Source organism: Pollutimonas nitritireducens (genome assembly GCF_002849615.1).
GTDB lineage: Bacteria > Pseudomonadota > Gammaproteobacteria > Burkholderiales > Burkholderiaceae_B > Pollutimonas > Pollutimonas nitritireducens.
Genome location: NZ_PDNV01000002.1, coordinates 67,615 through 92,071, shown reverse-complemented (window position 1 = coordinate 92,071; position 24,457 = coordinate 67,615). Strand labels below are relative to the sequence as shown.

19 protein-coding genes, 1 tRNA gene and 1 pseudogene are annotated in these 24,457 nt (G+C 58.0%); 18 read left to right on the top strand and 3 right to left on the bottom strand.

Annotated elements, in window-relative coordinates; translation table 11 throughout:
* The first annotated feature begins 8 nt into the window (after window positions 1-8).
* From CR155_RS02865 to CR155_RS02825, 9 genes are all read left to right on the top strand, one after another.
* On the top strand, window positions 9-971 hold the full coding sequence (locus CR155_RS02865) for an RluA family pseudouridine synthase (RefSeq protein WP_102068494.1): 963 nt from the start codon (window positions 9-11) through the stop codon (window positions 969-971).
* Window positions 959-1,756 carry a peptidoglycan editing factor PgeF gene (gene pgeF / locus CR155_RS02860; RefSeq protein ID WP_233213860.1) on the top strand — a complete coding sequence of 266 codons (798 nt, stop codon included), beginning with the start codon at window positions 959-961 and terminating at the stop codon, window positions 1,754-1,756. Before CR155_RS02865 ends, pgeF begins: the two co-directional genes overlap by 13 nt.
* A 96-nt stretch (window positions 1,757-1,852) precedes the next feature.
* Window positions 1,853-3,487 carry a PHA/PHB synthase family protein gene (locus CR155_RS02855; RefSeq protein WP_233213859.1) on the top strand — a complete coding sequence of 545 codons (1,635 nt, stop codon included), beginning with the start codon at window positions 1,853-1,855 and terminating at the stop codon, window positions 3,485-3,487.
* 61 nt (window positions 3,488-3,548) lie between these two features.
* Window positions 3,549-4,286 (top strand): acetoacetyl-CoA reductase, encoded by a 738-nt coding sequence (gene phbB, locus CR155_RS02850; RefSeq protein WP_102068492.1) that lies wholly within the window; start codon window positions 3,549-3,551, stop codon window positions 4,284-4,286.
* 81 nt (window positions 4,287-4,367) lie between these two features.
* A complete protein-coding gene (phaR, locus tag CR155_RS02845; RefSeq protein WP_102068491.1) occupies window positions 4,368-4,931 on the top strand; it encodes a polyhydroxyalkanoate synthesis repressor PhaR in 564 nt (187 codons plus the stop codon).
* A 200-nt stretch (window positions 4,932-5,131) separates the two neighbouring features.
* Entirely contained in the window at window positions 5,132-5,668 is a 537-nt protein-coding gene (locus CR155_RS02840; RefSeq protein ID WP_102068490.1) for an iron transporter, read from the top strand.
* Window positions 5,668-6,012: a cupredoxin domain-containing protein gene (locus tag CR155_RS02835; RefSeq protein ID WP_102068489.1), complete on the top strand. Its 345-nt coding sequence runs from the start codon at window positions 5,668-5,670 to the stop codon at window positions 6,010-6,012. Before CR155_RS02840 ends, CR155_RS02835 begins: the two co-directional genes overlap by 1 nt.
* A gap of 16 nt (window positions 6,013-6,028) precedes the next feature.
* Window positions 6,029-6,880, top strand: a complete 852-nt coding sequence (locus tag CR155_RS02830) for an FTR1 family iron permease (RefSeq protein WP_102068488.1) — start codon at window positions 6,029-6,031, stop codon at window positions 6,878-6,880.
* Between the two features lie 8 nt (window positions 6,881-6,888).
* The gene (locus tag CR155_RS02825; RefSeq protein ID WP_102068487.1) at window positions 6,889-8,304 is read left to right on the top strand and encodes a 4Fe-4S binding protein; all 1,416 of its coding nucleotides are present in this window, start codon (window positions 6,889-6,891) and stop codon (window positions 8,302-8,304) included.
* A gap of 6 nt (window positions 8,305-8,310) precedes the next feature.
* On the opposite strand, the gene CR155_RS02820 is transcribed toward CR155_RS02825, so the two are convergent.
* Window positions 8,311-9,453, bottom strand: a complete 1,143-nt coding sequence (locus CR155_RS02820) for a GNAT family N-acetyltransferase (protein ID WP_102068486.1) — start codon at window positions 9,451-9,453, stop codon at window positions 8,311-8,313.
* 96 nt (window positions 9,454-9,549) lie between these two features.
* On the opposite strand from CR155_RS02820, the gene CR155_RS02815 reads away from it, so the two are divergent.
* Complete coding sequence (locus CR155_RS02815) at window positions 9,550-10,647, top strand: CobW family GTP-binding protein (RefSeq protein WP_102068485.1); 1,098 nt, start codon at window positions 9,550-9,552, stop codon at window positions 10,645-10,647.
* Between the two features lie 626 nt (window positions 10,648-11,273).
* On the opposite strand, the gene CR155_RS02810 is transcribed toward CR155_RS02815, so the two are convergent.
* Window positions 11,274-11,350: transfer RNA gene (locus CR155_RS02810), tRNA-Met, on the bottom strand.
* 67 nt (window positions 11,351-11,417) lie between these two features.
* Between CR155_RS02810 and scpB the strand changes: the two are divergent.
* From scpB to typA, 8 genes and pseudogenes are all read left to right on the top strand, one after another.
* A pseudogene (scpB, locus tag CR155_RS02805) lies at window positions 11,418-11,963 on the top strand (SMC-Scp complex subunit ScpB); the annotation flags it as partial.
* Between the two features lie 748 nt (window positions 11,964-12,711).
* A complete protein-coding gene (locus CR155_RS02800; protein WP_439650412.1) occupies window positions 12,712-14,313 on the top strand; it encodes a pseudouridine synthase in 1,602 nt (533 codons plus the stop codon).
* A gap of 348 nt (window positions 14,314-14,661) precedes the next feature.
* Entirely contained in the window at window positions 14,662-15,150 is a 489-nt protein-coding gene (gene rimP, locus CR155_RS02795; RefSeq protein ID WP_102068781.1) for a ribosome maturation factor RimP, read from the top strand.
* Complete coding sequence (nusA, locus tag CR155_RS02790) at window positions 15,147-16,628, top strand: transcription termination factor NusA (protein WP_102068483.1); 1,482 nt, start codon at window positions 15,147-15,149, stop codon at window positions 16,626-16,628. Before rimP ends, nusA begins: the two co-directional genes overlap by 4 nt.
* A 66-nt stretch (window positions 16,629-16,694) precedes the next feature.
* Window positions 16,695-19,823, top strand: coding sequence for a translation initiation factor IF-2 (gene infB, locus CR155_RS02785; protein ID WP_102068482.1), 3,129 nt, complete (start codon window positions 16,695-16,697; stop codon window positions 19,821-19,823).
* 2 nt (window positions 19,824-19,825) lie between these two features.
* A complete protein-coding gene (gene rbfA / locus CR155_RS02780) occupies window positions 19,826-20,236 on the top strand; it encodes a 30S ribosome-binding factor RbfA (RefSeq protein WP_102068481.1) in 411 nt (136 codons plus the stop codon).
* A 32-nt stretch (window positions 20,237-20,268) separates the two neighbouring features.
* Window positions 20,269-21,024, top strand: coding sequence for a tRNA pseudouridine(55) synthase TruB (gene truB / locus CR155_RS02775; RefSeq protein WP_102068480.1), 756 nt, complete (start codon window positions 20,269-20,271; stop codon window positions 21,022-21,024).
* Window positions 21,021-22,841, top strand: a complete 1,821-nt coding sequence (gene typA, locus CR155_RS02770) for a translational GTPase TypA (protein ID WP_102068479.1) — start codon at window positions 21,021-21,023, stop codon at window positions 22,839-22,841. Before truB ends, typA begins: the two co-directional genes overlap by 4 nt.
* Before the next feature lie 93 nt (window positions 22,842-22,934).
* On the opposite strand, the gene CR155_RS02765 is transcribed toward typA, so the two are convergent.
* Window positions 22,935-24,419 carry an NAD-dependent succinate-semialdehyde dehydrogenase gene (locus CR155_RS02765; protein WP_102068478.1) on the bottom strand — a complete coding sequence of 495 codons (1,485 nt, stop codon included), beginning with the start codon at window positions 24,417-24,419 and terminating at the stop codon, window positions 22,935-22,937.
* Between the last annotated feature and the right edge of the window lie 38 nt (window positions 24,420-24,457).

Below are 24,457 nucleotides of genomic sequence, written 5' to 3'. Positions count from 1 at the left end.
TTGTCGCCATGCCTGACACAGATATCTCCAAAGAAAGTTTAATACCCGCCGCGCCCCTGGAGTTCCAGCTTCCATTCAAGGCCCTTCCAGAACGGTTGGATAAAGTGCTGGCCAAGCTTATACCCGATCATTCACGCAGCCGGCTGCAGGGCTGGATAGAGGGGGGGCATGTCCTGGTCAACGGCCAGCCCGGTCGCATCAAGCAGATGGTCAATGCTGGCGACAAGCTTGCCGTGTTCGAGCAACAGCCCCCGGAATCCCTGGCATTCAGCCCGGAGCCCGTCGATTTCAGCGTGGTTGCAGAAAGTCCCGACTGGATCGTCGTGAACAAGCCAGCCGGCCTGGTGACTCATCCAGGCGCTGGCAACTGGCGGGGAACCTTGCTGAATGGCTTGCTTCACCGTTTTCCAGAGCTCAGCCTGGTGGCCCGGGCAGGAATTGTCCACAGACTGGACAAAGACACATCCGGACTGCTGGTGATAGCCCGCCATGAAAAGTCGCAAACATACCTCATCCGTCAGTTGCAGGCAAGAACCGTCAGCCGGGAATACCTGGCGCTGGTGCACGGCCGTCTGAATCGGGCGGGCACCGTCAAGGCGGAAATAGGCCGAGACCCGCGCGTGCCAGTGCGCATGGCGGTCGACAATCCCATTGCGCCGAAACCCGCCATCACCCATTATTCCCCCTTGCGTTCCGGCAGCGTCAATGACGATATGTCCGTGACTGAAGTAGCATGCAAGCTGGAAACCGGGCGCACCCACCAGATTCGTGTGCATATGACCAGCCTGCGCCATCCCCTGGTGGCCGACCTGCTGTATGGCGGCAAGCTCGTCGCCGGCGCGACGCGCCAGATGTTGCACGCGCAGGCTCTCAGTTTCGACGACCTGGCCACTGGCGACAGGGTTTCATTCAATGCACCCCTGCCCGACGACTTCAGTCATGTGCTGGAAGGCATATCGTGGGAGGCGTGAGCCCGGATGGGGCTTTCCCTTCGGTCTCGGGCACACCGTGGCCGGGAATCAGTTATTTCTGCAGCACGCGTGAAGGTGGAGTCAGCGAAGGCCCCTGGTCTTCGATGAATGTCGGACTGCACACCGGAGACCGCCTTTCGCATGTGCAGGCCAACCGGCACGTGCTGCGTCGTTTCTTGCCTGGCGAGCCAGTATGGCTGAACCAGGTGCACGGCTGTGAAGTCCTTGACGCCGACCAGAGCCTGATGGATTTGTCGCCGGGCAGCCCATCAGTCGTTCCCACTGCTGACGCGTCGATCACCATGCAACGTGGTCGCGTCCTGGCCATCATGACAGCAGATTGCCTGCCCGTGGTATTGGCCAGCACCGATGGTCGTGCGCTCGGCGTGGCTCATGCCGGATGGCGTGGTCTTGCCGCTGGCATACTTGAACAGACACTCGCCGCATTGCACCAGCGTCACCAGTCAGCGGCCTCATGGCGCGCCTGGATCGGACCGGCCATCGGGCCTCGACATTTCGAAGTTGGCGCCGATGTCTACGCCGCCTTTGTCGATCATGACGACCAGGCCCGACGTTTTTTCGCCAAGGCAGTGTCTGGCGAAAAATGGCTGGCGGATCTCCCGTCCCTGGCGCGACACAGGCTTGAAAGGGCCGGTGTCGACAGCATCGAACTGAGTGGTCATTGCACGTATTCCCGACCCGACTTGTTCTATTCCTACCGGCGCGAAACCGAGACGGGCAGGCTTGTCACCTTGGCTTGGCTTGATGCGCAATCATCACAATGACAGAACGCCAAATTGCGTAGCGACTTTCCCTGATTGACAGCATCCCCAATGGGATACAAGATGGTGCAGAGAGTCGATATATGCAAGGTGTCAAAATTGAGTGCTTCGTCCCCATCCCAACGGCCCGGTCCGGTAAGCGTAGCACCTGAAAAGCTCGCTGAAATACAGGCCGATTTCTCGCGCGAATGGCTACGTATCATTACGTCCGCGCAGCAGGGCACGCTCGAAAAACCGGCAGACCGGCGTTTCGCCTCCGAAGCATGGAAAACCCACACCGGCTATCTCGCCACTGCCCACGCCTATCTGCTTTCGGCAAAGGCCATGAATCAAATGGTCGACGCGGCCCAATTGAGCGAACCCGTAAGAAATCGTCTTCGTTTTTCAGTGATGCAGTGGGTGGAGGCCATGTCGCCGTCAAACTTCCTGGTCACCAATCCCGAAGTCCAAAGCAAGCTGCTCGAAACCAACGGGCAATCACTCGCTCTCGGTATTCAAAACCTGTTGGCCGATATGCAGAAGGGGCGTCTTACCCAATCCGACGAATCCCAGTTCGAACTAGGCAGGAACATCGCCGCTACTGAAGGCTCAGTCATATTCCAGAACGAGCTCATGCAGCTCATCCAGTATGCGCCCCTCACCGACAAGGTGTACCAGAAGCCACTGCTTATCGTGCCGCCTTGCATCAACAAGTACTACATACTCGACCTTCAGCCCGAAAGCTCCTTCGTGCGTTATGCGGTGGAACAGGGTTTTACGGTGTTCCTCATTTCATGGCGCAACCCGCTGCCCGGGGACACCGACGGCATCAAAGATGCGACGTGGGGCGATTACCTCAAGCATGGTGTGCTTCAGGCGGTGGATATTGCCAGCGATGTCACGGGACAGGCGCAGATCAATACCCTGGGCTTTTGCGTGGGCGGCACGTTGCTGGCGTCCGCGCTGGCCTTGGCGCTGGCCGACGGTCGCGACCCGGTGGCATCGCTTACGCTGCTGACCACCTTGCTCGATTTCGACGATACGGGTGTGCTCGATGTCTTCGTCGACGAACTGCACGCCAGCTCGCGTGAACAGCAATTGGGCCATGGCTGCCTTATGTCGGCTCGCGAACTGGGCACCACCTTTTCTTTCCTTCGGCCCAACGAGCTAGTCTGGAATTACGTCGTCAACAACTATCTCAAGGGCGAATCGCCACAGGCGTTCGATCTGTTGTACTGGAATGCCGACGGTACGAACCTTCCCGGCCCGTTCTTCACTTGGTATTTCCGAAATACCTATCTTGAGAATAACCTGAAGGTGCCAAACCGCGTGACGGTCGATGGTCAAGGCATTGATCTGGGCCGTCTCGCTATGCCGGCGTATATATACGGTTCCCGCGACGACCACATCGTGCCTTGGCGTACGTCTTTTGCGGCAACGCGATTGCTGTCCGGGTCATCCCGCTACGTGCTGGGCGCGTCGGGCCACATCGCCGGCGTCATCAATCCTGCGGCCAAGAAGCGTCGTAACTACTGGGCCCACGACACGCAATCGGCGCCCGGAAAAGAATTCCCTGGTCCGGAAGCCTGGCTCGATGCCGCAACCCAGCACCCGGGCAGCTGGTGGCCCGATTGGGCAACCTGGCTCGCGTCGCATTCGGGCAGCATGGTCGGTGCGCGTACCAAATTGGGAAGTGCCCATTATGTCCCGTTACAGTCGGCACCCGGCGACTACGTCAAGATAAAGGCAATCTAGCGAAGCCACAAGGCAGGCTGGTCCTAGTCGACTGTCCAAAATTTAAAAAAAGGAGCACACAATGAGCGGCAAAGTTGCGTATGTAACAGGAGGAATGGGCGGCATTGGTACATCCATATGCCAGCGCCTGGCCAAGGAAGGCTTTACTGTCGTGGCCGGCTGCGGACCAAGTCGTAATTTCGGCCAGTGGATCGATGAACAGGCCGCACTTGGATACAAGTTTCATGCCTCGGTCGGGAACGTTTCCGACTGGGATTCAACGGTCGACGCCTTCCAGAAGGTTCGGGACGAAATAGGACCCGTCTCGGTCCTGGTCAATAACGCGGGTATTACCCGCGACGGGCTGTTTCGAAAAATGTCCCAGGAAGACTGGCGTGCTGTCATCGATACCAATCTGAACAGCTTGTTCAATGTGACAAAACAGGTCATTGAAGGCATGGTAGACCAGCAGTGGGGGCGCATTATCAACATAAGCTCGGTAAACGGCCAGAAGGGGCAGTTCGGACAAACGAATTATTCCACAGCCAAGGCTGGCATACATGGGTTCACCATGGCGCTCGCCCAAGAGGTCGCCAACAAGGGAATAACGGTTAATACGATATCTCCTGGCTATATAGGTACCGACATGGTCAGGGCAATACGCCCGGATGTTCTCGAAAAGATCGTCGCCACCATTCCGGTCAAGCGCCTGGGTACGCCGGAAGAGATCGGTTCGATGGTGGCCTGGCTGGCGTCTGGCGACTCCGGTTTTGCCACGGGCGCCGATTTTTCACTGAATGGCGGCTTGCACATGGGCTAAGCCCTTCCAGGGGCTTTACCCTCCCTGACAGTGTTTGCCGGCAGGCGGGCGAACGCTGTTATGTTTTTACTTGGTTAGGTTATGACGCAAACTCAAACTGCTGCTTCGGTCCGTCTGATAAAGAAGTATCCGAACAGGCGCTTGTATGACACGAAAACCAGCAGTTACATTACCTTGTCGGATGTGAAGCAACTGGTCCTGGATAACGAAGGCTTCCAGGTTATTGATGCCAAATCCGGCGAAGATCTGACTCGCAGCATACTCTTGCAAATCATTCTTGAAGAAGAAAGTGGTGGCGTGCCTATGTTTTCGCCTACGGCACTTTCGCAAATCATCCGCTTTTATGGCCATGCCACCCAGGGGGTGATGGGCCTCTTTCTTGAAAAGAACCTACAGGCCTTCATGGATATTCAAAACCGGATGGCAGAGCAATCAAAAGGGGTATACGGCACGCAGTTCGGGCCCGAAGCCTGGGCGCAATTCATGAACGTCCAGACCCCCGTTCTTCAGAACATGATGAGCAACTATCTTGATCAAAGCAAGAATCTGTTCGTTCAAATGCAAGACCAGATGCAGGATCAGTCTCGTAATATTTTCACCGCGTTCCCCTTCGTCCCGACTCCGCCAGACAACAAGAAGAAGTAGTACGCGCTTCATGCGTGTTTCTGAACGGCCCTAATGGGGTCGTTTTTTTTCGTCACGATCGTCGACCCGTCGCAAGCAATTAAAACCTGCAGCTTCCATTTGAATTGTTCTGGATCAAAAGCCGGAGTTTCAGACGCTTGTAAGATCAGGGAGCTCATAATGAGAATCATCTCTATTTACGAAATTCCCATAACGGTGCCATGAATAAACTACTCTTTTCAATTTTATTAGGGGCGGGCTTCGCCTTGTCTGCCAGTGCCGCCGAATACCCTATAGGGGTTCCGGCGGAACATCATGGCCTGGAGGTGGCTGCCGTGTATTTGCAGCCCATTGAAATGGATCCTCCCGGAATGATGCGCAATGCCAAAAACTCAGATATTCATCTTGAAGCCGATATCCACGCGACCGCCGACAACAGAAACGGCCTGCCGGAAGGCGCGTGGGCGCCGTATCTGAAGATTCAATATGCGATTCAAAAGAACGGCAGCGACACGATACACAAGGGTGAGCTGATGCCCATGGTCGCCAACGACGGACCGCATTACGGCGATAACATCAAATTGGATGGACCCGGCAAATACCGCCTCACTTTTATCGTAGGCATTCCGGAAGCCGAAAAAATGAACCATTTTGGACGCCACGTCGACAAGGAAACCGGTGTGGCGCCCTGGTTCGCGCCATTTGAAGTGCAGTATCAATTCGTCTATGCCGGCACGGGCAAGAAAGGCGGTTATTAATGGCGGCATCCAGATATTGGTTCGCTGCTCTGGCGCTGATGGCAGGGCTGGTCGCTCCGACGCTGGCCGATGACCTTCCCACATTCACCATCACTTTCACCGCGGACGGCACCATTGATCCGCCACGGATTGAAGTTCCCGCAGGGCGATTCAAGCTCGTCCTGATCAATCAGAGCAAAGATCCGGTGGAGTTCGAAAGCCTGCCCCTGCGCAAGGAAAAAGTCCTGGGCCCTGGAGTGAAGTCTTTTGTTGTCCTGAGTATTTCGCGGCCCGCAGAGTATCCCTTTTTCGATGATTTTCATCAAGATGCCAGGGGTACCCTGGTCGTGCTGCCGAACCCTTGATCTCCGGTACTGAATAATGGAACAAGTCATTTTTATTGTCTGGCGCGAAAGCGTTGAGGCATTGCTGGTGGTGGGCATACTGCTCACTTGGTTGCGCAGCAGCACAGCCGGACGTCGCGGGCTTCCGTGGCTGTGGGGCGGTGTCGCCGCGGGCCTGGGCCTGGCGGTTGCACTGGCGCTGGTTCTCTTGGGCGTGTCTTCCTGGTTGTCCGAACCTGGCCAGGAATGGTTCCAGGCCTTCATGTCCCTGGCTGCCTGCGTGCTCGTCGTCCAGATGGTGCACTGGATGAAGCGCCATGGGCGCTCATTCAAGGGCGAACTCGAAGGCGGCGCCGCGCGCGAAGTGCATGATTCCAATTGGTGGGGCTTGTTGGTTCTGGTCACGATTGCTGTGGCGCGCGAAGGAAGCGAAACGGTGGTCTTCCTTTACGGAACAATTTTAGGGGGCGGCACGGCGAATCCAGCTTGGCAGTTGGCGCTAGGCGGCGCCATGGGCTTTGTTGCGGCCCTGATGACATTCTGGGCGCTCCAGCTGGGCGGAAAGCTGGTCAGCTGGAGGCGTTTCTTTCAGCTTACCCAGGCGCTGCTGCTATTGCTGGCCAGTTCGCTGCTGGTTTCTGGCCTGGATCACCTTATTTCGCTCGAAGCCTTGCCCGTCATCGTGGATCCCATCTGGGATAGTTCACAACTGCTCGATGCGAATCATGGAATGGGCAAGGTATTGGCCGACTTCGCGGGCTACCGTGCTTATCCGGCGCTTTCTACTGTCTTGATCTGGCTGCTGTACTGGCTAGTGGTGTGGCGTCTGTTGCGGAAAGCCGGGGCGTCCCCGGCACATTCGGCACTTTCATCTGTAGCCAGGGCATAGGCGGCCATATGTTGACCCTCTTGAGAAGCGGGGTGCCGCGTTTCGCCGACTTCCTGCGCGACCACGCAAGACGGCTTCGCGGCCTGCAGTGGATCATCGTGGCCGCCTACGCGTTTCTGCTTATCGTCCCCGCACTCTTGCCCCTTCCGGGACGGACTGCCTCGGTGTTCAACAATCTTACGGTGTTTGCCCAGTTTGCCTTCTGGGGAATCTGGTGGCCATTCGTGCTGGTGTCCATTCCCTTGATGGGGCGTGCGTGGTGCGGCTGGTTCTGTCCCGAAGGTATGCTTAGTGAGTGGGCCAGCGGGAGTGGGAGGGGCAGGGCGATTCCGAAATGGATGCGCTGGGGCGGCTGGCCTTTTGTCGCATTTTCCCTGACCACCATCTATGGGCAATTGGTCAGCGTATATCAGTATCCATGGGCGGTACTCGTCGTCCTGGGCGGTTCGACGGCCGCAGCAATGCTGGTGGGTTGGATGTACGGACGCAACAAGCGTGTGTGGTGCAAGTACCTATGCCCAGTCAATGGCGTTTTCAATCTGCTGGCCAAACTGGCACCGTGGCACTATAAGGTCGACGAGGAGGCCTGGCGGCATCCCGTGCGCCGTACAGAAACGATCAATTGCGCACCTCTGGTGCCTTTGCGCCATATGCGCGGTGCATCAGATTGCCATATGTGCGGGCGCTGCAGCGATTACCGTGGCGCCATTCAGCTGACGCCACGGTCGCCGGAAGCGGAGATTGTGGAGGTGGGCAATGGCGACAGCTGGCAGACAGTATTGATCGTATTCGGGCTGATGGGAGTGGCGGTAGGCGCTTTCCTGTGGAGCGCCAGCCCGTGGTTTGTGACCGTGAAGCAGGCGGCCGCTGGTTGGTTGGTCAACCACGATATCTATTGGCCGCTGCAACAAAACGCTCCATGGTTCGTCCTTACGCACTATCCCGAAGTGAACGACAGCTTCAGCTGGCTCGATGGCGGTGTGATCTTGTCGTTCATACTGGCTGCCGCGGTGTGTCTGGGAGGCCCGATTTTTGTCGGCCTCTGGGCTGCCGACAAGGCGTTGCCGCTGAGGCGCCCTGCTGGTATGAAGCGTACGTCGGGCGGGGAACGGCTCGCTGGAGCAAGCCATGGTATTCACGACCTGGCGCTGTGTCTGATCCCGGCGGCAGGTGCGGGAGTATTCCTGGGATTGTCGGCGACGACGCTGACCTTGCTTCAACATGAAGGGGTGTCCGTGGCATGGGCAAGCGCCTTGCGATTCAGCCTGCTCGGTTTGGCAATGCTCTGGAGCTTGCGCCTGGTTTGGCGCATCACCTTGTCTCGCTCGTCGTCGCTGGTGCCCCGTCTGAATGTCTTGCTGTGCGTGGCGCTGGGAACTGTTCCTTATTGTGCCGCCTGGGTTTTATTCTTTGCTGTCTGGTAATGCGCACTATACGTCCGTAGGGCCCTGCGCTTTCTTGTAAGGGCTGTGGTCCTGCAGTTCATTGAAATAGGTCATCACAGCCGGTGTTTCCTCGGCAAGGAAATCGGCGATTGCCTGGGCATAACGCTGGTCGCGGATCCAATGCGCCGACGATGTCTTTACGGGAAGCATGCCGCGCGACAGCTTGTGCTCGCCTTGAGCTCCTCCTTCAAATACCTGCACACCATGTTCTATGCAGAATTCGATGGCTTGCATGTAGCACGTTTCAAAATGCAGGCCGGGTACGTATTGCGTGCTTCCCCAATACCTTCCGAACAGCCGGGTCTTGCTTCGCATGTTGAGGGCGCTTGCAATAGGGCGCCCCCGCTGTTCTGCCACTACGAGTGCCAAGTTCTGAGGCATGCTGCTTAGTAGTGCACTGAAAAACTCCTTGCTCAAATACGGGGCGTTGCCGTGCTCCATATAAGTCTGGTGATAGCAGCGGTAAAAAAAGTCTAACGCCGGGCCGTCGATCTGTCTTCCTTGCAACCAGCGGAAGTCGATGTTGGCTTGGGTCGCTTTCTTGCGGTCCTGTTTGATCTTTTTGCGTTTCTGCTGACTAAGCGTGGAAAGGAAGTCGTCCATGTTGCAGTAGCCCTTGTTGAACCAATGAAACTGAACGTTTTCCCTGAACATGAAGCCGGCCTGCGCCAAGGCCGCCCTGTCTTCGTCGGACGGGAACAGGATATGCAGCGAGGAGATTCCGTTTTCCTCGGTAATTTCTATGGCTTTGCGTGCCAGCCGTACCCGGTCGTCGTGTGTAGCCGCCAGCAGGCGCGGACCTGGGACCGGTGTAAAAGGTATGGCAGACAACAGCTTGGGATAATAGGCCAGTCCATGGCGTTCGAAGGCTCTCGCCCATGCGTAATCGAATACGTATTCTCCGCGGGAATGCGACTTCACATATAAAGGCATCGCGCCTTCCAGTTTGTCCCCCCGGTGCAGCAGCAAATAGTGGGGTGCCCAGCCTGTCGCCGGGCTCGCGCACCCCGTCTGGTCCAGCGCTAGCAGAAATGCATGGCTTACCAGGGGGTGATCTTGCGATAACCCATTCCATTGTTCGGCGTTAATATCCTGCAGATTGCGGGTAAGTGTGAAGGTGGGAACCAAGGCAATGACTTTATTGAATTCAGTGAACAGAGGGCCAAGGGCAAGCCGCTTTGTGGTTTGTCTGCATTGCTATTGTAGTGGGGCGACGCAAGCAGCATGACAGCCGGCAAGATACCTGTGACCATCGTGAGCGGCTTCCTGGGCAGCGGCAAGACCACCTTGCTTAATCGCCTGCTGAATTCGCCGCCGGACGAAAATTCCAGTACGGATAGCGCTGCGCGCATCGTTGTACTCGTCAATGAACTGGGTGCCATCGGGCTCGAACATACCATGGTCCGTCATGTAAAGGACAGCGTCGTGCTGCTGGAGTCGGGCTGCCTTTGTTGTACAGTGCGCGGCCAGCTTGTGGATACCCTGCGCGAGTTGTTCTTGGCGGCCCTGCACAGGAAGATACCGGTTTTTTCCCGGATAATCATCGAGACCACCGGGATTGCCGATCCGGCGGCCATCAGTTACACGCTCAAGTATGAACGTTTTCTCAGCGACCGCTACCGGTACGACGGCTGCATCTCGGTTTCCGACGCGGTTTTCGGACTTCGGCAGCTCGAGAACGAGCCGGTGGCCGTCAAGCAAGCCGTGCTCGCCGATGTCCTGGTGGTCAGCAAGACCGACCTCGCATCTCCCCGCCAGCTCGCCGAACTGCAGCAGTCGCTGCGTGACCTTAATCCCGATGCTCGGCAATTTCTGGCCCAGGATGTGCCGGGACTACAGCAATTGTTGCGGGAGAGCTCGCTACGTACAAACGTCGCCCGGACGGTTTTCCGTATGGGGTCCTCGTCGGGATCTTGGCTGGTTGGCGGGATGCCACCTCCGGCACCAGCCCACGGCGATGTGCGCGCGTTGACCATGTCATGGCACAGTCCGATCGAGCGGCCAGCATTCCTGAAGGCCATGAGCGCGCTTTTCGAAGACGACCACATCGACTTGCTACGGATGAAAGGTGTCATCTGGTTCCGCGGCGACGATAAAGCCAGTGCGTTTCATGGTGTACACAGGCAGCTATATCCCTTGGTTGCCTTCGAGGGCATGGCGGCATCGAGCGATGGGCCCCAGGCTGTGGCACAGGACGGGCACGAGGAGCTTCCAGAAGGGGGGACCTCGGTGCTGGTGCTGATCTTCCGTAGTGCGAACCCGATGGAGCTCGAGTGCAGGCTGACTCAACTGTTGCCGGGTGGAAACCGTGAGTCGATGTAGCCTGGTGACAACTTTGTACAGCCAGGTATTGCATTGTCTTCAGCCTGGTGGTGTAATGGCGCTGTTATGCCACAGGTTGGGGCGCGTTGATCATCAACTCCGCTTTCCACTGTCTTCTGCGGTTTTTAATCAAATTAGGCGCAAACAGACTGGTTCCTGCTGGCTTTGGTCCGCGATGATTCGTTCTCCGGCCACCGCAATATAAATTGAATAATTTTTAAGCAGGCGCCTGTACGTACGTCAGGATGTCGCCTAGTCATTGGCGAATTTCCTTTCATGCATTGAAAGCGCTTGACCCACAATATTTCACAGTAGCCCGCGCCGTCACCCAACAGGGGTCCTGCGCCATGTTCGCGCCTTGAGCATGGCCGGTCCGGCTCTAGCGCTATGCACTGAAATAGGAACGATGGCTACTATTCCGTATAAAACAGATCAACTCGAAACCGGTACGCGTCACGGGCGTAGAACGGTGCCTATTCTTGCCGTCCTGAGCACGGGGAATTGTGGGTACGCCGCTGACGTGATTTACGCAGTCGTCGATCAGTGCGCCAGAACGTACGCATTGATATTGCGCTTGGCAACAAAAAAGGGCCAATCGCATTTGACGATTGGCCCTTCTGGGAAGCTGGTTGCGGGGACAGGATTTGAACCTGTGACCTTCGGGTTATGAGCCCGACGAGCTGCCAGACTGCTCCACCCCGCGTCTGGAAAAAGAATAGTACCCCATACATTGATTTAATGCAAGCGAGTAGGCGGATATCCTGTAATTGATGACTGATAATGAAATAATCCGTGTGGTGGAAACAGCACTTTTATGCGCGGATCAACCTATGCCTTTGGCAGAATTGCGTAAACTGTTTGCCGCCGAAGACTTTTCTAACGACGACTTGCGTCGCTACCTGGCGCTTTTGCAGCAAGACTGGAAAGAAAGAGGCCTGGAGTTAGTGAATGTGGCCAGCGGTTGGCGGTTTCAAAGCCGTCCCGAAATGCAACGTTATCTTGTCCGTCTGAACCCGGAAAAACCGCCCAGATATTCCCGTGCGGTGCTGGAAACCCTTGCGATCATTGCGTGGCGCCAACCGGTAACACGGGGCGATATCGAAGACATACGCGGCGTGACAGTCTCTTCGCAAATTGTGCGCACACTTGAAGACCGCGGCTGGATCGAGGTGCTCGGTCATCGTGATGCGCCGGGGCGCCCAGCCTTGCTGGGCACCACACGCCTGTTTCTCGATGACCTGGGATTGAGAGCGCTCGACGAACTTCCGGAACTTGAATCGCAGGACGCCGTCGCGGCGCTGGCGGGACTGGATCTCGAAGTCGTGCCTGATACGCTGCTTGCGCCATTGCTTTCCGACAGCACAGTAGAAAATCACGCAGTAACTGAATTAATGAATAACCCTGGCGACAGCGTAGCGGCGTCAGACGAACAAATACATATGGAGTACCTAAAAGAAAATGACTGACACCAACGAATTTGGTCCGCCGGCCGGCGAAGCCGGGAACCCCGCTGCAGATGCCGCAGGCTCTGATGACAAGACGGCATCTCAGCGCGGGCGAGGCCGTAAGTTAAGGACTCCTTTCCGCCGCCGCCGAGGTGACGCGCCGGGCGCTACTCCTGAGGTGGATGAGTCGGGCGCACCGTCAGAGTCAGCGCCGATGAAGACACAGGGCGATGCGACCGCATTGACGCCCGAGGTGAAGAAACCGCGTGCACCGCGTCGAAGCAAAGTGGCCGTGGCCGTTGGTAGCGAGGCAGTGATCGGATCCGCCGTCGCCGTCGAGGCAGCCCAGCCCGGGGCTATTCAGCCCAAGGCTATTCCGTCCGAGGCTATTCCGCCCGAGGCTATTCCCGTTGCGCGCGCGCCCCGGCGCAGCAAGAAATCATCTGAAGCTCAGGACGCAGGGATCGTTGCTGCCCCAGTTCCCCGTGCACCGCGCCGCAAGGCTGTGGCGCTGGACGCTGCCCAGGACGCTGCCCAGGACGCTGCTGCCCAAAATGTGGTCGAGCGTAGCTCCCAAATTGCTGCCACGGACGCAACTTTGAATGCATCGCCTGACGCTGTGGCAAGACCGGCGCGGCGCGCGCCACGCCGTGGCAAACCATCAGCTGCCGCTATCGCTGCTGCGGTCGAAGTCGGCGTTGATGCGCCTGCGGCAGGCAAGTCCCCGGCTCGGGGCGGCAAGCAGGGCGGCAATGCGGAAAGCGAAAAGGAAGCGGAGCGCGCCTTGTCTTATCTGGACACGGCAGCAAAAATGACGCAACGGCTGGGCAAGTATCTCAGCAGCGATGCATTGATGCCCAAATTGCACAAGGTGCTGGCCGATGCCGGCGTTGGTTCGCGCCGCGAAATGGAGGAATTGATCGTGGCCGGTCGTGTATCCGTGAATGGCGAGCCGGCCCATATCGGGCAGCGCGTGGGCGCCAATGACCAGGTTCGTGTCAATGGCAAGCCCGTCACCCGTCCCAATGCTCAGAAGCCGCCGCGTGTCATCCTGTATCACAAGCCTGCCGGAGAGATTGTCAGCCACGATGATCCTGAGGGACGCGCAACTGTCTTTGCGCGCTTGCCCAAGATGCGTGTAGGCAAGTGGCTGTCCGTGGGCCGGCTGGATTTGAATACTGAAGGTTTGCTCATACTTACCACATCAGGTGACTTGGCGAATCGTCTCACTCACCCCCGCTATGGTGCTGAGCGCGAGTATGCGGTTAGGGTCCTGGGTGAGCTCGGCGAAGAGCAGCAAGCCAGCCTCCTTAAAGGTATCCAGCTCGAAGACGGCATAGCGCAGTTCGGCATGCTCGAGTATCTCGGCGGCGAAGGCAGCAATCGCTGGTATCGGGTCACGCTGAAGGAAGGACGCAACCGTGAGGTTCGCCGAATGTTCGAAGCGGCAGGCGTTACGGTCAGCCGTTTAATACGCACGCGCTTCGGTGAGGTGGTCCTGCCTCGCAATTTGCGGCGCGGACGCTGGGAAGAACTTGACGCTTCCATTGTGACGGCATTGATGCTGCAGCTTGGCCTGCTGCGCGAGGACGATTCCGAAGGGCGCGCAGGAGCGGGTGGGCGCGGCGAGCGCCAGCCTACCTCGCATGACAGTGCGTTGCCACCCGGATACGGCACGATGGAACGCAATGGAATGAACGGCGCCAAGGTCAGCCGTGGCGGTAAGTTGTCTGGGGGGCGCCCGCAGCGCAGCACCAGCAATCAGGCATATCCATCCGATCCTTACGGAACCGGCCTCAGTTTCGCTGGCGGGTTGGCCAACGGCCATCCGACTGCCCCTGCGGGCGGCGGTCGTTCCAAGAGCGGCGGAAAAGGCAAGAAAACAGGCAATAGTCCTGCGCGCGGCCCACGTGCCGAAGCCAGGGCCGCGCAAGGGGGTAGCGCCCAGGCTGGCGTCGCAAGCGATGCCCGTCGCCGCGGCCCAGGAGCGCGGGCGGGCTCGAAGGGCGCCCCTCGCGCACCGAAGGGCGAAGCCCGGAATGTGACCGCTGCGGGTTCCGGACCCGCGGCGCCTGCCCGCTCCAGGTCGGCAAATGGCAAACCCACGACAGGCCGCTCAAAGGGGCCGGCGACCTCGCGCGGAGACGATTGGCAGCCGCGCGGAGCGTCTGCGCATGAGTCCCATCTGGGCAAGTTGGGTGGGCGCGGACGCGATCGCTGAAGGGCAACGGATCAATGGCGGCTATGCGCCAGTTTCCGGCGCGGGCCCTGCAATACCGGCATTCGGGCCGCCAGCGGCAGCCCGAGTGTTGCTTTTTTATTGTAAGTTCTAGTGATAGCAGGAAATTTTGCAATTCTCTGTTAGAATATAGGGCTTTACAGCTATATTGTTTTTGATTGCATAGGCACTTTGTTAGCACAGGTGCCCGGGTGCCGGCAATGGCAGGCACTGACAATGTGGCGGCACATTTCGAATGCGTTAGGGGCTGGTTCGGGCTTGGGCCCTTGAGTCGCACCATGGCGTGATAATAGTGGGCTGGTGCATACAGCCCATTTTTTTTTGGATTTTATGGCAGATATATTCGTTTTGACACAAGAGGCTTTAGCCGGTATGGATATCGAGCTTGTCGATGTGGAACGCGCCCCCCTGGGGCTTTTGCGCGTTACGATCGATCGCCCTGAAGGTGTGCGAATCGAAGACTGCGAACAGGTTTCAAAACAGTTGTCCCGGGTCTTCGAAGTCGAGAACGTCGAGTACAAGCGCCTGGAAGTCGGTTCGCCCGGCATAGACCGTCCCTTGAAGCGGCCCGCCGACTTCATCCGGTTTGCCAACGAGCGTATCGAAATCAAGTTGCGCGAGGCTGTCGATAACCGCAAGACGTATTCCGGTACGCTGCGCATTCCCGAAAATGCGACAGCCGAAGCATCCTCTGCTCCTGTATTCGGTCTCGAGCTCGAAACCAAGTCCGGTGAAGCCCAGGTTTTGAGCTTCACCTTCGACGACGTCGACCGAGCCAAGCTGGATCCCATTATTGATTTCAAGGGTAAGAAGCGATGAGTCGCGAAATTCTTTTATTGGTCGACGCCTTAGCGCGTGAAAAAAACGTAGCGCGCGAAGTCGTCTTCGAAGCGTTAGAAAACGCTTTGGCGTCTGCCATGAAAAAGCGCTTCAAGGAAGACGCCGACATCCGTGTGTCCATCGATCGCGCTACCGGTGAGCACGAGGGATTCCGTCGCTGGCTCGTGGTGCCCGATGATGCAGGCCTGCAAGAGCCCGATCAGCAAGAGCTTTATTCCGAGGCGCAGGAAATCGTGCCCGGTATCGAAGTCGGCGACTATATCGAAGATGCCCTCGAGCCCATCGAGTTCGGACGCATTGGCGCTCAGGCGGCCAAGCAGGCCATCTTGCAGAAAATCCGGGATGCCGAACGCGAGCAGGTTTTGAATGACTTCCTCGAACGCGGGGAAAACATCATATCCGGCACGGTCAAGCGCATGGACAAGGGTGATGCCATTATCGAAACGGGCAGGATCGAAGCGCGCCTGCCGCGCTCCGAGATGATCCCCAAGGAAAATATCAGGGTAGGCGACCGCATCCGTTCATGGGTATTGAAAGTCGATCACACGGCTCGTGGTCAGCAGGTCATCCTTTCACGGACTGCACCTGAGTTCATTCGGCAGTTGTTCGAGAACGAAGTGCCCGAGATCGAGCAGGGACTGCTCGAGATCAAGGCGGCGGCCCGCGATGCCGGTGTACGCGCCAAGATTGCAGTCGTTGCCTATGACAAACGCATCGATCCTATCGGTACCTGCGTGGGTATGCGTGGTTCGCGTGTTACGGCGGTGCGCAATGAACTTGGCGGCGAACAGGTCGATATCGTACTATGGGCGGAAGATCCGGCCGAATTCGTTATCGGCGCCTTGGCGCCCGCACACGTTGAGTCGATCGTCGTCGACGAAGACAAACATGCCATGGATGTCGTGGTCGACGCCGAAAACCTGCCCAAGGCTATCGGTGCCCGCGGTCAAAACGTACGCCTGGCGTCCGAGCTTACCGGCTGGCAGATCAATATCATGACGCCGGAAGAAAACCAGAACCGGCAGGAAGAAGAGCGCAGCGGCTTGCGCCAGACATTCACCAGCAGGCTCGATGTCGACGAAGAAGTGGCCGACATACTTATTGATGAAGGTTTTACCGGCCTCGAAGAAATCGCTTACGTGCCTTTGCAGGAATTGCTCGAAATCGAAGCGTTCGACGAAGACACCATCAACGAACTTCGTACCCGTGCCCGCAACGCTCTTCTGACCGAAGCAATTGCCCAGGAAGAACGCGTGCAGACGGCGCAAAATCTGTTGGAAGTACATGGGATTACCCCGGAACTGGTTGCCAAGCTGGCTGAAAAAGAGGTTCTCACCCTCGATGATCTGGCTGAGTTGTCAACCGATGAGCTGTCGGAAATTACCGGTTTGTCCGAGGACGACGCTAGTCAGATGATTATGCGTGCTCGCGCTCACTGGTTCGACGACGAAGCCTGATACCCAGGCTGAATGAGTCAGGGTGTATTTATTGAAAAATAGTTGTAGTAAGCAAGAGAGAGTCGAATGTTGAGTAACACCGTCGCCCAGTTCGCGGTTGAACTGAAAATGCCCGCCAACGTACTGCTGGATCAGCTGCGTTCGGCAGGTGTTGAACTCAAGTCGGTTGACGATGCCGTCACAGACGCGGATAAGGCGAAACTTCTCGAGTCGTTGCGCCGCTCCCACGGCGGAACCGAGGGCAAGAAAATCACCCTGACTCGTCGCCAGACTTCCGAGATCCGGCAGGCTGATGGTTCTGGCCGCTCGCGCACAATCCAGGTGGAAGTGCGCAAGAAACGTGTGTTCGTCAAGCGCGACCCGTCTGAAGCCGGTGTGGAAGTCGTCAAGGACGAAGATCTTCCGCTCTCTCTTGAGCCGTCGCAAGCCGACGCCATCGAGGCGCCGTCAGCTGACGCGCCGGTCGGCGTACCCGATACCCAGAAGGTTGCCGCTGACGATGCGGCGGCCGACTCTGCAGCCCAAGCTCAGTCCGAAGACCAGGCCGAGATCGACGAATCCGTGTCTGCCCGCGTGCCCGCCGGTTCCGAGCCGACCGCAGCCGTGGATGCCGTCGATACGAAAGTAGTCGATGCGAAAGCAGCCGATGCGAAAGCAGTCGACTCGAAAGCATCCGATACCGAGGCCGCGCAAGCTGCACAGCAAACAGGCAAGAAATCCGCCCAGGTTGCCACGGCAGCCACGGCGCAAGCGGCTGATCAATCCGCCGCACCCGTCTCCGATGATGTTGCGGCGGCGCCGGCCGAAGTGCACGCCAATGCTGCCGACGTCGATGCGACCGTAGGCAAGCACGCTAGTGCACAGGATGTCGACCCGGTCGTAACCAAGACCGCTGATTCCAAGACAGGCGACGCAACCGATATGCCTGTTGCCGAAACAGCGACGCCCGAAGCGGGGCAGGCTACGACTGCCAAGGCTGCCGCGCCAGCAGGTGCCAGGCCAGGTAAAACTGCATTCAAGCGCGTTCCTCCTGCGCCTCCGGTCGTCGATGAAGGGCGCGAGCGTGCCCGTCGCGCATCGGAAGCTGAAGCTGCCGCGCTGCGCGAAATGCTCAGCCGTCCACGCAAGGTACTCAAAGCTCCCGAGCCCGAGGCAGGCACCATATCCGGCACTCTGCACAAGCCGGCCGGTGTGAAAGGCGCCAAGAAAGAAGGCAAGACCGCCGACGTGAAGAAAGTGGTCAAGGCCACCGAAGTCTCCACATCATGGACTGACGACAGCGGGCGCAAGAAGCCTGCCGCCAAGGCCGACGCGCCGCCAGCAAGTCCCAGCCGGGACGGATGGCGTGCGGGTGGCAAGGCTGGCAAAGGCGGGAATTCCCGTGGGGGCCGCAACCGGAATGCGCAACCCGAACGCAAAGAACCACAAGCCATCGAGTTCATTGCACGCGAAGTTCATGTGCCCGAAACCATTTCCGTGGCCGATCTCGCACACAAAATGTCCGTCAAGGCCGCTGAAGTCATCAAGCACCTGATGAAGCTTGGCCAGATGGTTACCATCAACCAGGTCCTCGATCAGGAAACAGCGATGATCGTGGTCGAGGAACTCGGGCACGTTGCCATCGCCGCTAAGCTTGACGATCCTGAAGCCTTCCTCGAACTTACTGAAGCGGCCGAAGAAGTCGATGCCTTGCCACGTGCGCCGGTGGTTACCGTCATGGGTCACGTCGACCACGGCAAGACCTCGCTGCTCGACTATATTCGTCGCGCCAAGGTGGCTACGGGTGAAGCCGGCGGAATAACGCAGCATATTGGTGCGTACAACGTCAAGACCGAACGCGGCATGGTGACGTTTCTCGATACCCCGGGCCACGAAGCGTTTACCGCCATGCGGGCCCGCGGTGCGAAAGCCACCGATATCGTCATACTGGTCGTGGCGGCCGATGACGGCGTCATGCCGCAGACCAAAGAGGCCATCCACCATGCCAAGGCAGCAGGTGTACCGCTGGTCGTGGCGATCACCAAGATCGACAAGCCCGATGGCAACCCGGAACGCGTCAAGCAGGAACTGGTTGCCGAGCAGGTCGTTCCTGAAGAATACGGCGGCGATGTCCCGTTCATTGGCGTCTCGGCCAAGACAGGCGAAGGTATCGACGCATTGCTTGAAAATGTCTTGCTGCAAGCTGAAATACTCGAGCTCACCGCTCCAGTGGATGCTCCTGCCAAGGGTGTCGTCATCGAGGCTCGTCTTGATAAAGGACGTGGCCCGGTTGCAACCATACTTGTGCTCAGCGGAACGTTGAACCGCGGGGACGCGGTGCTGGCTGGTGCAAGTTTCGGTCGTGTTCGCGCCATGCTGAACGAGAACGGCAAGCCGGTGAATTCCGCCGGCCCGTCGGTTCCAGTCGAAGTGCAGGGTCTTACAGAAGTGCCCGCCGCCGGCGACGAAGTCATCGCCATGGTCGACGAACGCAAGGCCCGTGAAATCGCGCTGTTCCGCCAGGGCAAATTCCGCGACGTCAAGCTGGCACGCCAGCAGGCTGCCAAGCTGGAGTCGATGTTCGACAATCTGGGCGAAGGAACGCAGACGCTGGCGCTTATCGTCAAGACGGATGTCCAGGGTTCACAGGAAGCGCTGGTGTCTTCGCTTACCAAGTTGTCCACCGACGAAGTGCGTGTGCAGGTCGTGCACGCAGCGGTCGGCGGCATTTCCGAGAGCGACGTCAATCTGGCGATCGCCTCGCGTGCCGTTGTTATCGGATTCAACGTGCGGGCCGAGCAAAGCGCCAAGAAGCTTGCCGAAAATAACGGCATCGACCTGCGTTACTACAACATCATTTACGATGCAATCGACGACGTGCGCAATGCCATGTCGGGCATGCTGGCCCCTGAGAAGCGGGAAGAAGTCATCGGCATGGTCGAAATTCGCGAGGTCTACAGCATCTCCCGCATTGGCAACATCGCCGGTTGCATGGTCACCGATGGTGTGGTGCGCCGCGATTCGCAGGTACGCTTGTTGCGCAACCACGTAGTGCAATGGACAGGTTGGCTCGAATCATTGCGTCGCTTCAAGGATGATGTCAAGGAAGTCAAGTCCGGCTTCGATTGTGGTATCACGCTGAAGAACAACAACGATATCGAAGTCGGCGACCAGCTCGAGATCTTCGAAATCAAAGAAGTGGCGCGGACACTGTAATCATGAGCCGTCATAAGTCCAAACCCAATCCGGGGCGCAATACCCGGCTGGCTGACCAGATCCAGAAAGATCTGGCCGGCCTGATTCAGCGCGAACTCGACATGTCGCGGGTGGGGCTTATCACGCTCACTGGCGTCGAGCTCTCCGCCGACTATGCCCATGCCAAGGTGTACTTCAGCGTGCTCGGTGCCGAGCCGGAAGTGGCCAACGCCGCCCTGAACGAGAAGGCGGGCTGGTTGCATTCGCTGCTATTCAAGCTCTTGCATATCCACACTGTACCGACCTTGCGCTTTTTCCACGATGACCAGTTGGCGCGTGGCCTCGAGCTCTCCCTACTTATCGACGAGGCCAACCGGCCTCGCGTCGAGATTCCCACTTCCTCGGAACCCGAGGACCCCGACGAGCAGCCCTAGGGGGCTATCGTTTTTGCATGGAACTATAAACGATGGCTTCCCGACGCGGGCAGATGCTCGATGGTGTCCTGTTGCTTGATAAACCGGTGGGTTTGTCCAGTAATCACGCCTTGCAGCGCGCCAAGCGGGCCCTGGATGCCCGCAAGGCTGGGCATACGGGTACTCTCGATCCTTTTGCGACCGGTTTGCTGGTCTGCTGCCTCGGCCGGGCAACCAAGATCGCAGGCTGCATGCTCGACGCCGACAAGGGCTATATTGCCACCATGCAGTTCGGCCAGGAAACCGATTCCGGTGACCTTACCGGTAACATTGTCTTTGCCGCGACGTCGGAGTTCAATGGTGTGGTCCGGAGCGATCTCGAGATGGTTCTGGAAGATTTCCGCGGTGAACTCCAACAAGTGCCGCCGATGTATTCGGCACTCAAGCGGGACGGCCGACCGCTATATGAATACGCCCGACAGGGCATAGAACTGGACAGACCCCCAAGGGCTGTCACGATTTACAAACTGGAACTCTTGAGCTTTACCGGGCTTGAGGCGCAAATTATGGTTCAGTGCAGCAAAGGCACCTATATCCGTACTCTTGCGCAAGACATCGGTCGCCAGTTGGGCTGCGGCGCTCACCTGAAGGCATTACGCCGTATCAGCGTGGGGCCGTTTCATCTCGACAATGCTGTCGAGCTGGAAGCCTTGCAAGCGATGCCTGAACCTCAATCTACTTTAATTGCACTAGACGCCTTGCCCGCAGGCTTATTGCCAGCAACCACCAAACAGAAGGAAGAATTATGAATCGCGCCTTGCGCAATGTGGCGATCATCGCCCACGTCGATCATGGAAAAACGACGCTCGTAGACCAATTGCTCCGTCAATCCGGAACGTTCCGTGAGAACGAGCATTTGACGGAACGGGTCATGGACTCTGGCGACATCGAGAAAGAACGCGGCATTACGATTCTTGCAAAGAACTGTTCGGCCGAGTACGAAGGTACGCACATCAATATCGTGGACACCCCGGGACACGCCGACTTCGGCGGCGAAGTCGAGCGCGTGCTGTCCATGGTCGATGGTGTCTTGCTGCTGGTGGATGCGGTCGAAGGGCCTATGCCGCAGACCCGATTCGTAACCCGTAAAGCGTTGGCACTGGGCTTGAAGCCTATCGTCGTGGTCAACAAGATCGACCGTCACGGTGCGCGCCCCGACCATGTCATCAATGCAACGTTTGATCTCTTCGACAAGCTGGGTGCAACGGAAGCCCAGCTGGACTTCCCGGTCATCTTCGCATCCGGCCTGGCTGGCTATGCAGGCTTGACCGAGGACGTACGCGAGGGCGATATGCGCCCGCTATTCGATGCCATCCTGAAGTATGTGCCCCAGCGTGAAGATGACGCCGAAGGTTCCTTGCAGATGCAGGTCATTTCGCTGGACTACAACACGTACGTCGGCAAGATCGGCGTAGGCCGTATCAACCGCGGCCGCATCCGCGCTGCACAAGATGTTGTCGTCAAATTCGGTCCGGATGGCGCTCCAATCAAGGGCCGTATCAACCAGGTGCTGAAGTTCAAGGGCCTGGAGCGGGTGCTGGTCGACGAAGGCGAAGCGGGCGACATCGTGATGATCAACGGTATCGACGAAATCGGAATTGGTTGCACTATCACCGATCCGGCAAATCCTGAAGCGTTGCCCATGCTGCGTATCGACGAGCCCACCTTGACCATGAACTTCATGGTGAATACCTCGCCCCTGGCCGGTCGCGAAGGCAAATTCGTCACCAGCCGCCAGCTGCGCGAACGCCTGGACCGCGAATTGAAGTCCAATGTGGCCTTGCGCGTCAACGATACCGATGACGATACGGTTTTCGAAGTCTGCGGTCGCGGTGAACTTCACCTCACGATTTTGCTCGAGAACATGCGTCGTGAAGGCTATGAACTGGCGGTATCGCGGCCCCGCGTTGTCTACAAAGAAATCAACGGTGTTCGCAGCGAGCCTTATGAACTACTGACCGTGGATATCGAAGATCCGCATCAGGGCGGCGTCATGGAAGAGCTGGGCCGCCGCAAGGGGGACTTGCTGGACATGGTTGCCGACGGCCGTGGCCGTACGCGTCTTGAGTATCGCATTCCTGCTCGCGGTCTTATCGGTCTTCAGGGTGAGTTCCTGACGCTGACGCGCGGTACCGGCCTGATGAGCCATATTTTCGATGACTACGGCCCGGTACGCGAAGGTGGTGTCGGAGAACGTCGTAATGGCGTGTTGATCAGCCAGGACAATGGCAACGCGGTTGCTTACGCCTTGTGGAAACTGCAAGAGCGGGGCCGCATGTTTGTTTCGCCGCAGGAGCCGCTGTATGAAGGCATGATCATCGGCATACACAGCCGCGATAACGACCTGGTCGTCAATCCGATCAAGGAAAAGAAACTGACCAACGTGCGCTCGTCGGGCAAGGACGAGCATATCGACCTGGTTCCGCCTATTCAGATGTCGCTGGAATATGCAGTCGAATTCATTACCGACGATGAGTTGGTCGAAGTAACGCCCAAGTCCATACGCTTGCGCAAGCGTTACCTGCAGGAACATGAGCGTCGCCGCAGTTCACGCGAGGGTAGCTGATCACCCTGCTCGTGTCGCATGAAAAAACCGCTACTTGTCGCAAGACAATAGCGGTTTTTTCATTGCGTCGGGCAACAAGCGGTTCGGGTAGTGCTATTGCATTCCGCCCAGGCAGACATACTTGAGTTCCATGAAGTCGTCCATGCCGTAGACCGAGCCTTCGCGGCCAAGCCCCGATTGCTTGACGCCACCAAACGGCGCGACTTCGTTGGAAATCAGGCCGGTATTCACGCCGACCATGCCGTATTCCAGTGCTTCAGCGACGCGGAATATGCGGCCCACATCCCGACTGTAGAAATAGGAGGCAAGGCCGTATTCGGTGTCGTTGGCCAGTCTGATGACATGGCCTTCGTCGGAGAATTTGATGACAGGCGCAAGCGGACCAAATGTCTCTTCGCGCATGCACAACATGTCTTCGGTGATGTCAGACAATACCGTAGGCTGGAAGTAGCGTCCGCCCAATGCGTGCGGGTTGCCGCCGGCGGCCACTTTTGCGCCCCTGGAGATCGCGTCCTGCACGTGTTCGCGCACCTTGTTGACGGCTGCGTCATCGATCAGCGGACCCTGGGTGCTGAGTTCGCTGAAGCCATCGCCAACATGGAGCTTGTCGACCTTGGCTGCCAGTTTTTCGACAAAGGCGTCGTATACGGTTTCGTGTACATAGAAACGGTTGGTGCACACGCAGGTCTGCCCGGCGTTTCGGTACTTGGAAATCATGGCGCCTTCGACCGCCGCGTCCAGGTCGGCATCGTCGAATACGATGAAGGGCGCGTGGCCGCCAAGTTCGAGGGACAGTTTCTTGATGGTGGGTGCACTCTGTTGCATGAGTATGCGGCCCACGGCGGTGGAGCCGGTGAAGGTGAGCTTCTTGACGATGGGGCTGGCGCACAGCACTTTGCCGATGGCGATGGAGCGATCGCTATCGGCCGTGATGATATTGAGCACGCCGGCGGGTATGCCGGCGCGCTGAGCCAGTTCGGCCAGCGCCAGTGCCGAGAGGGGGGTCTGTTCGGCGGGCTTGAGCACAATGGTGCAGCCAGCAGCAAGCGCGGGAGCCACCTTGCGGGTGATCATGGCGTTGGGGAAATTCCAGGGCGTGATCGCCGCGCATACACCGATGGGCTCGCGCATGACGAGCATACGGTTTGCGCTGTTGGGTGAAGCCATGATGTCGCCGCTTACACGCTTGGCCTGCTCGGCAAACCACTCGACGAAGGACGCGCCGTAGATGATTTCGCCGCGTGCTTCGGTGACTGGCTTGCCTTGCTCGAGGGTCATCAACTGAGCCAGGTCTTCCGCATTGGCCAGAATCAGGTCGAACCAACGGCGCAGGATGGCCGCGCGGTCTTTTCCGGTACGTGCCCGCCAGGGCTTGAATGCCTTGTTCGCGGCGTCGATGGCGCTGTGTGCCTGGGCATCGGTTAGATTGCTGACCTGCGCAATGATCTCGCCGCTGGACGGGTTGTCGACGCCGAAAGTGGCTCCGTCGTCGGCGTCAACCCATAATCCGTTGATATAGGAGCTGGTCTTGAAGAGGGTGGGGTCGTTCAGGTGCATGGGTAGCGTGATGGTGCTCATTGTGTTGGTGGACCTGCATGGTAATGAAGTGAGGAAAC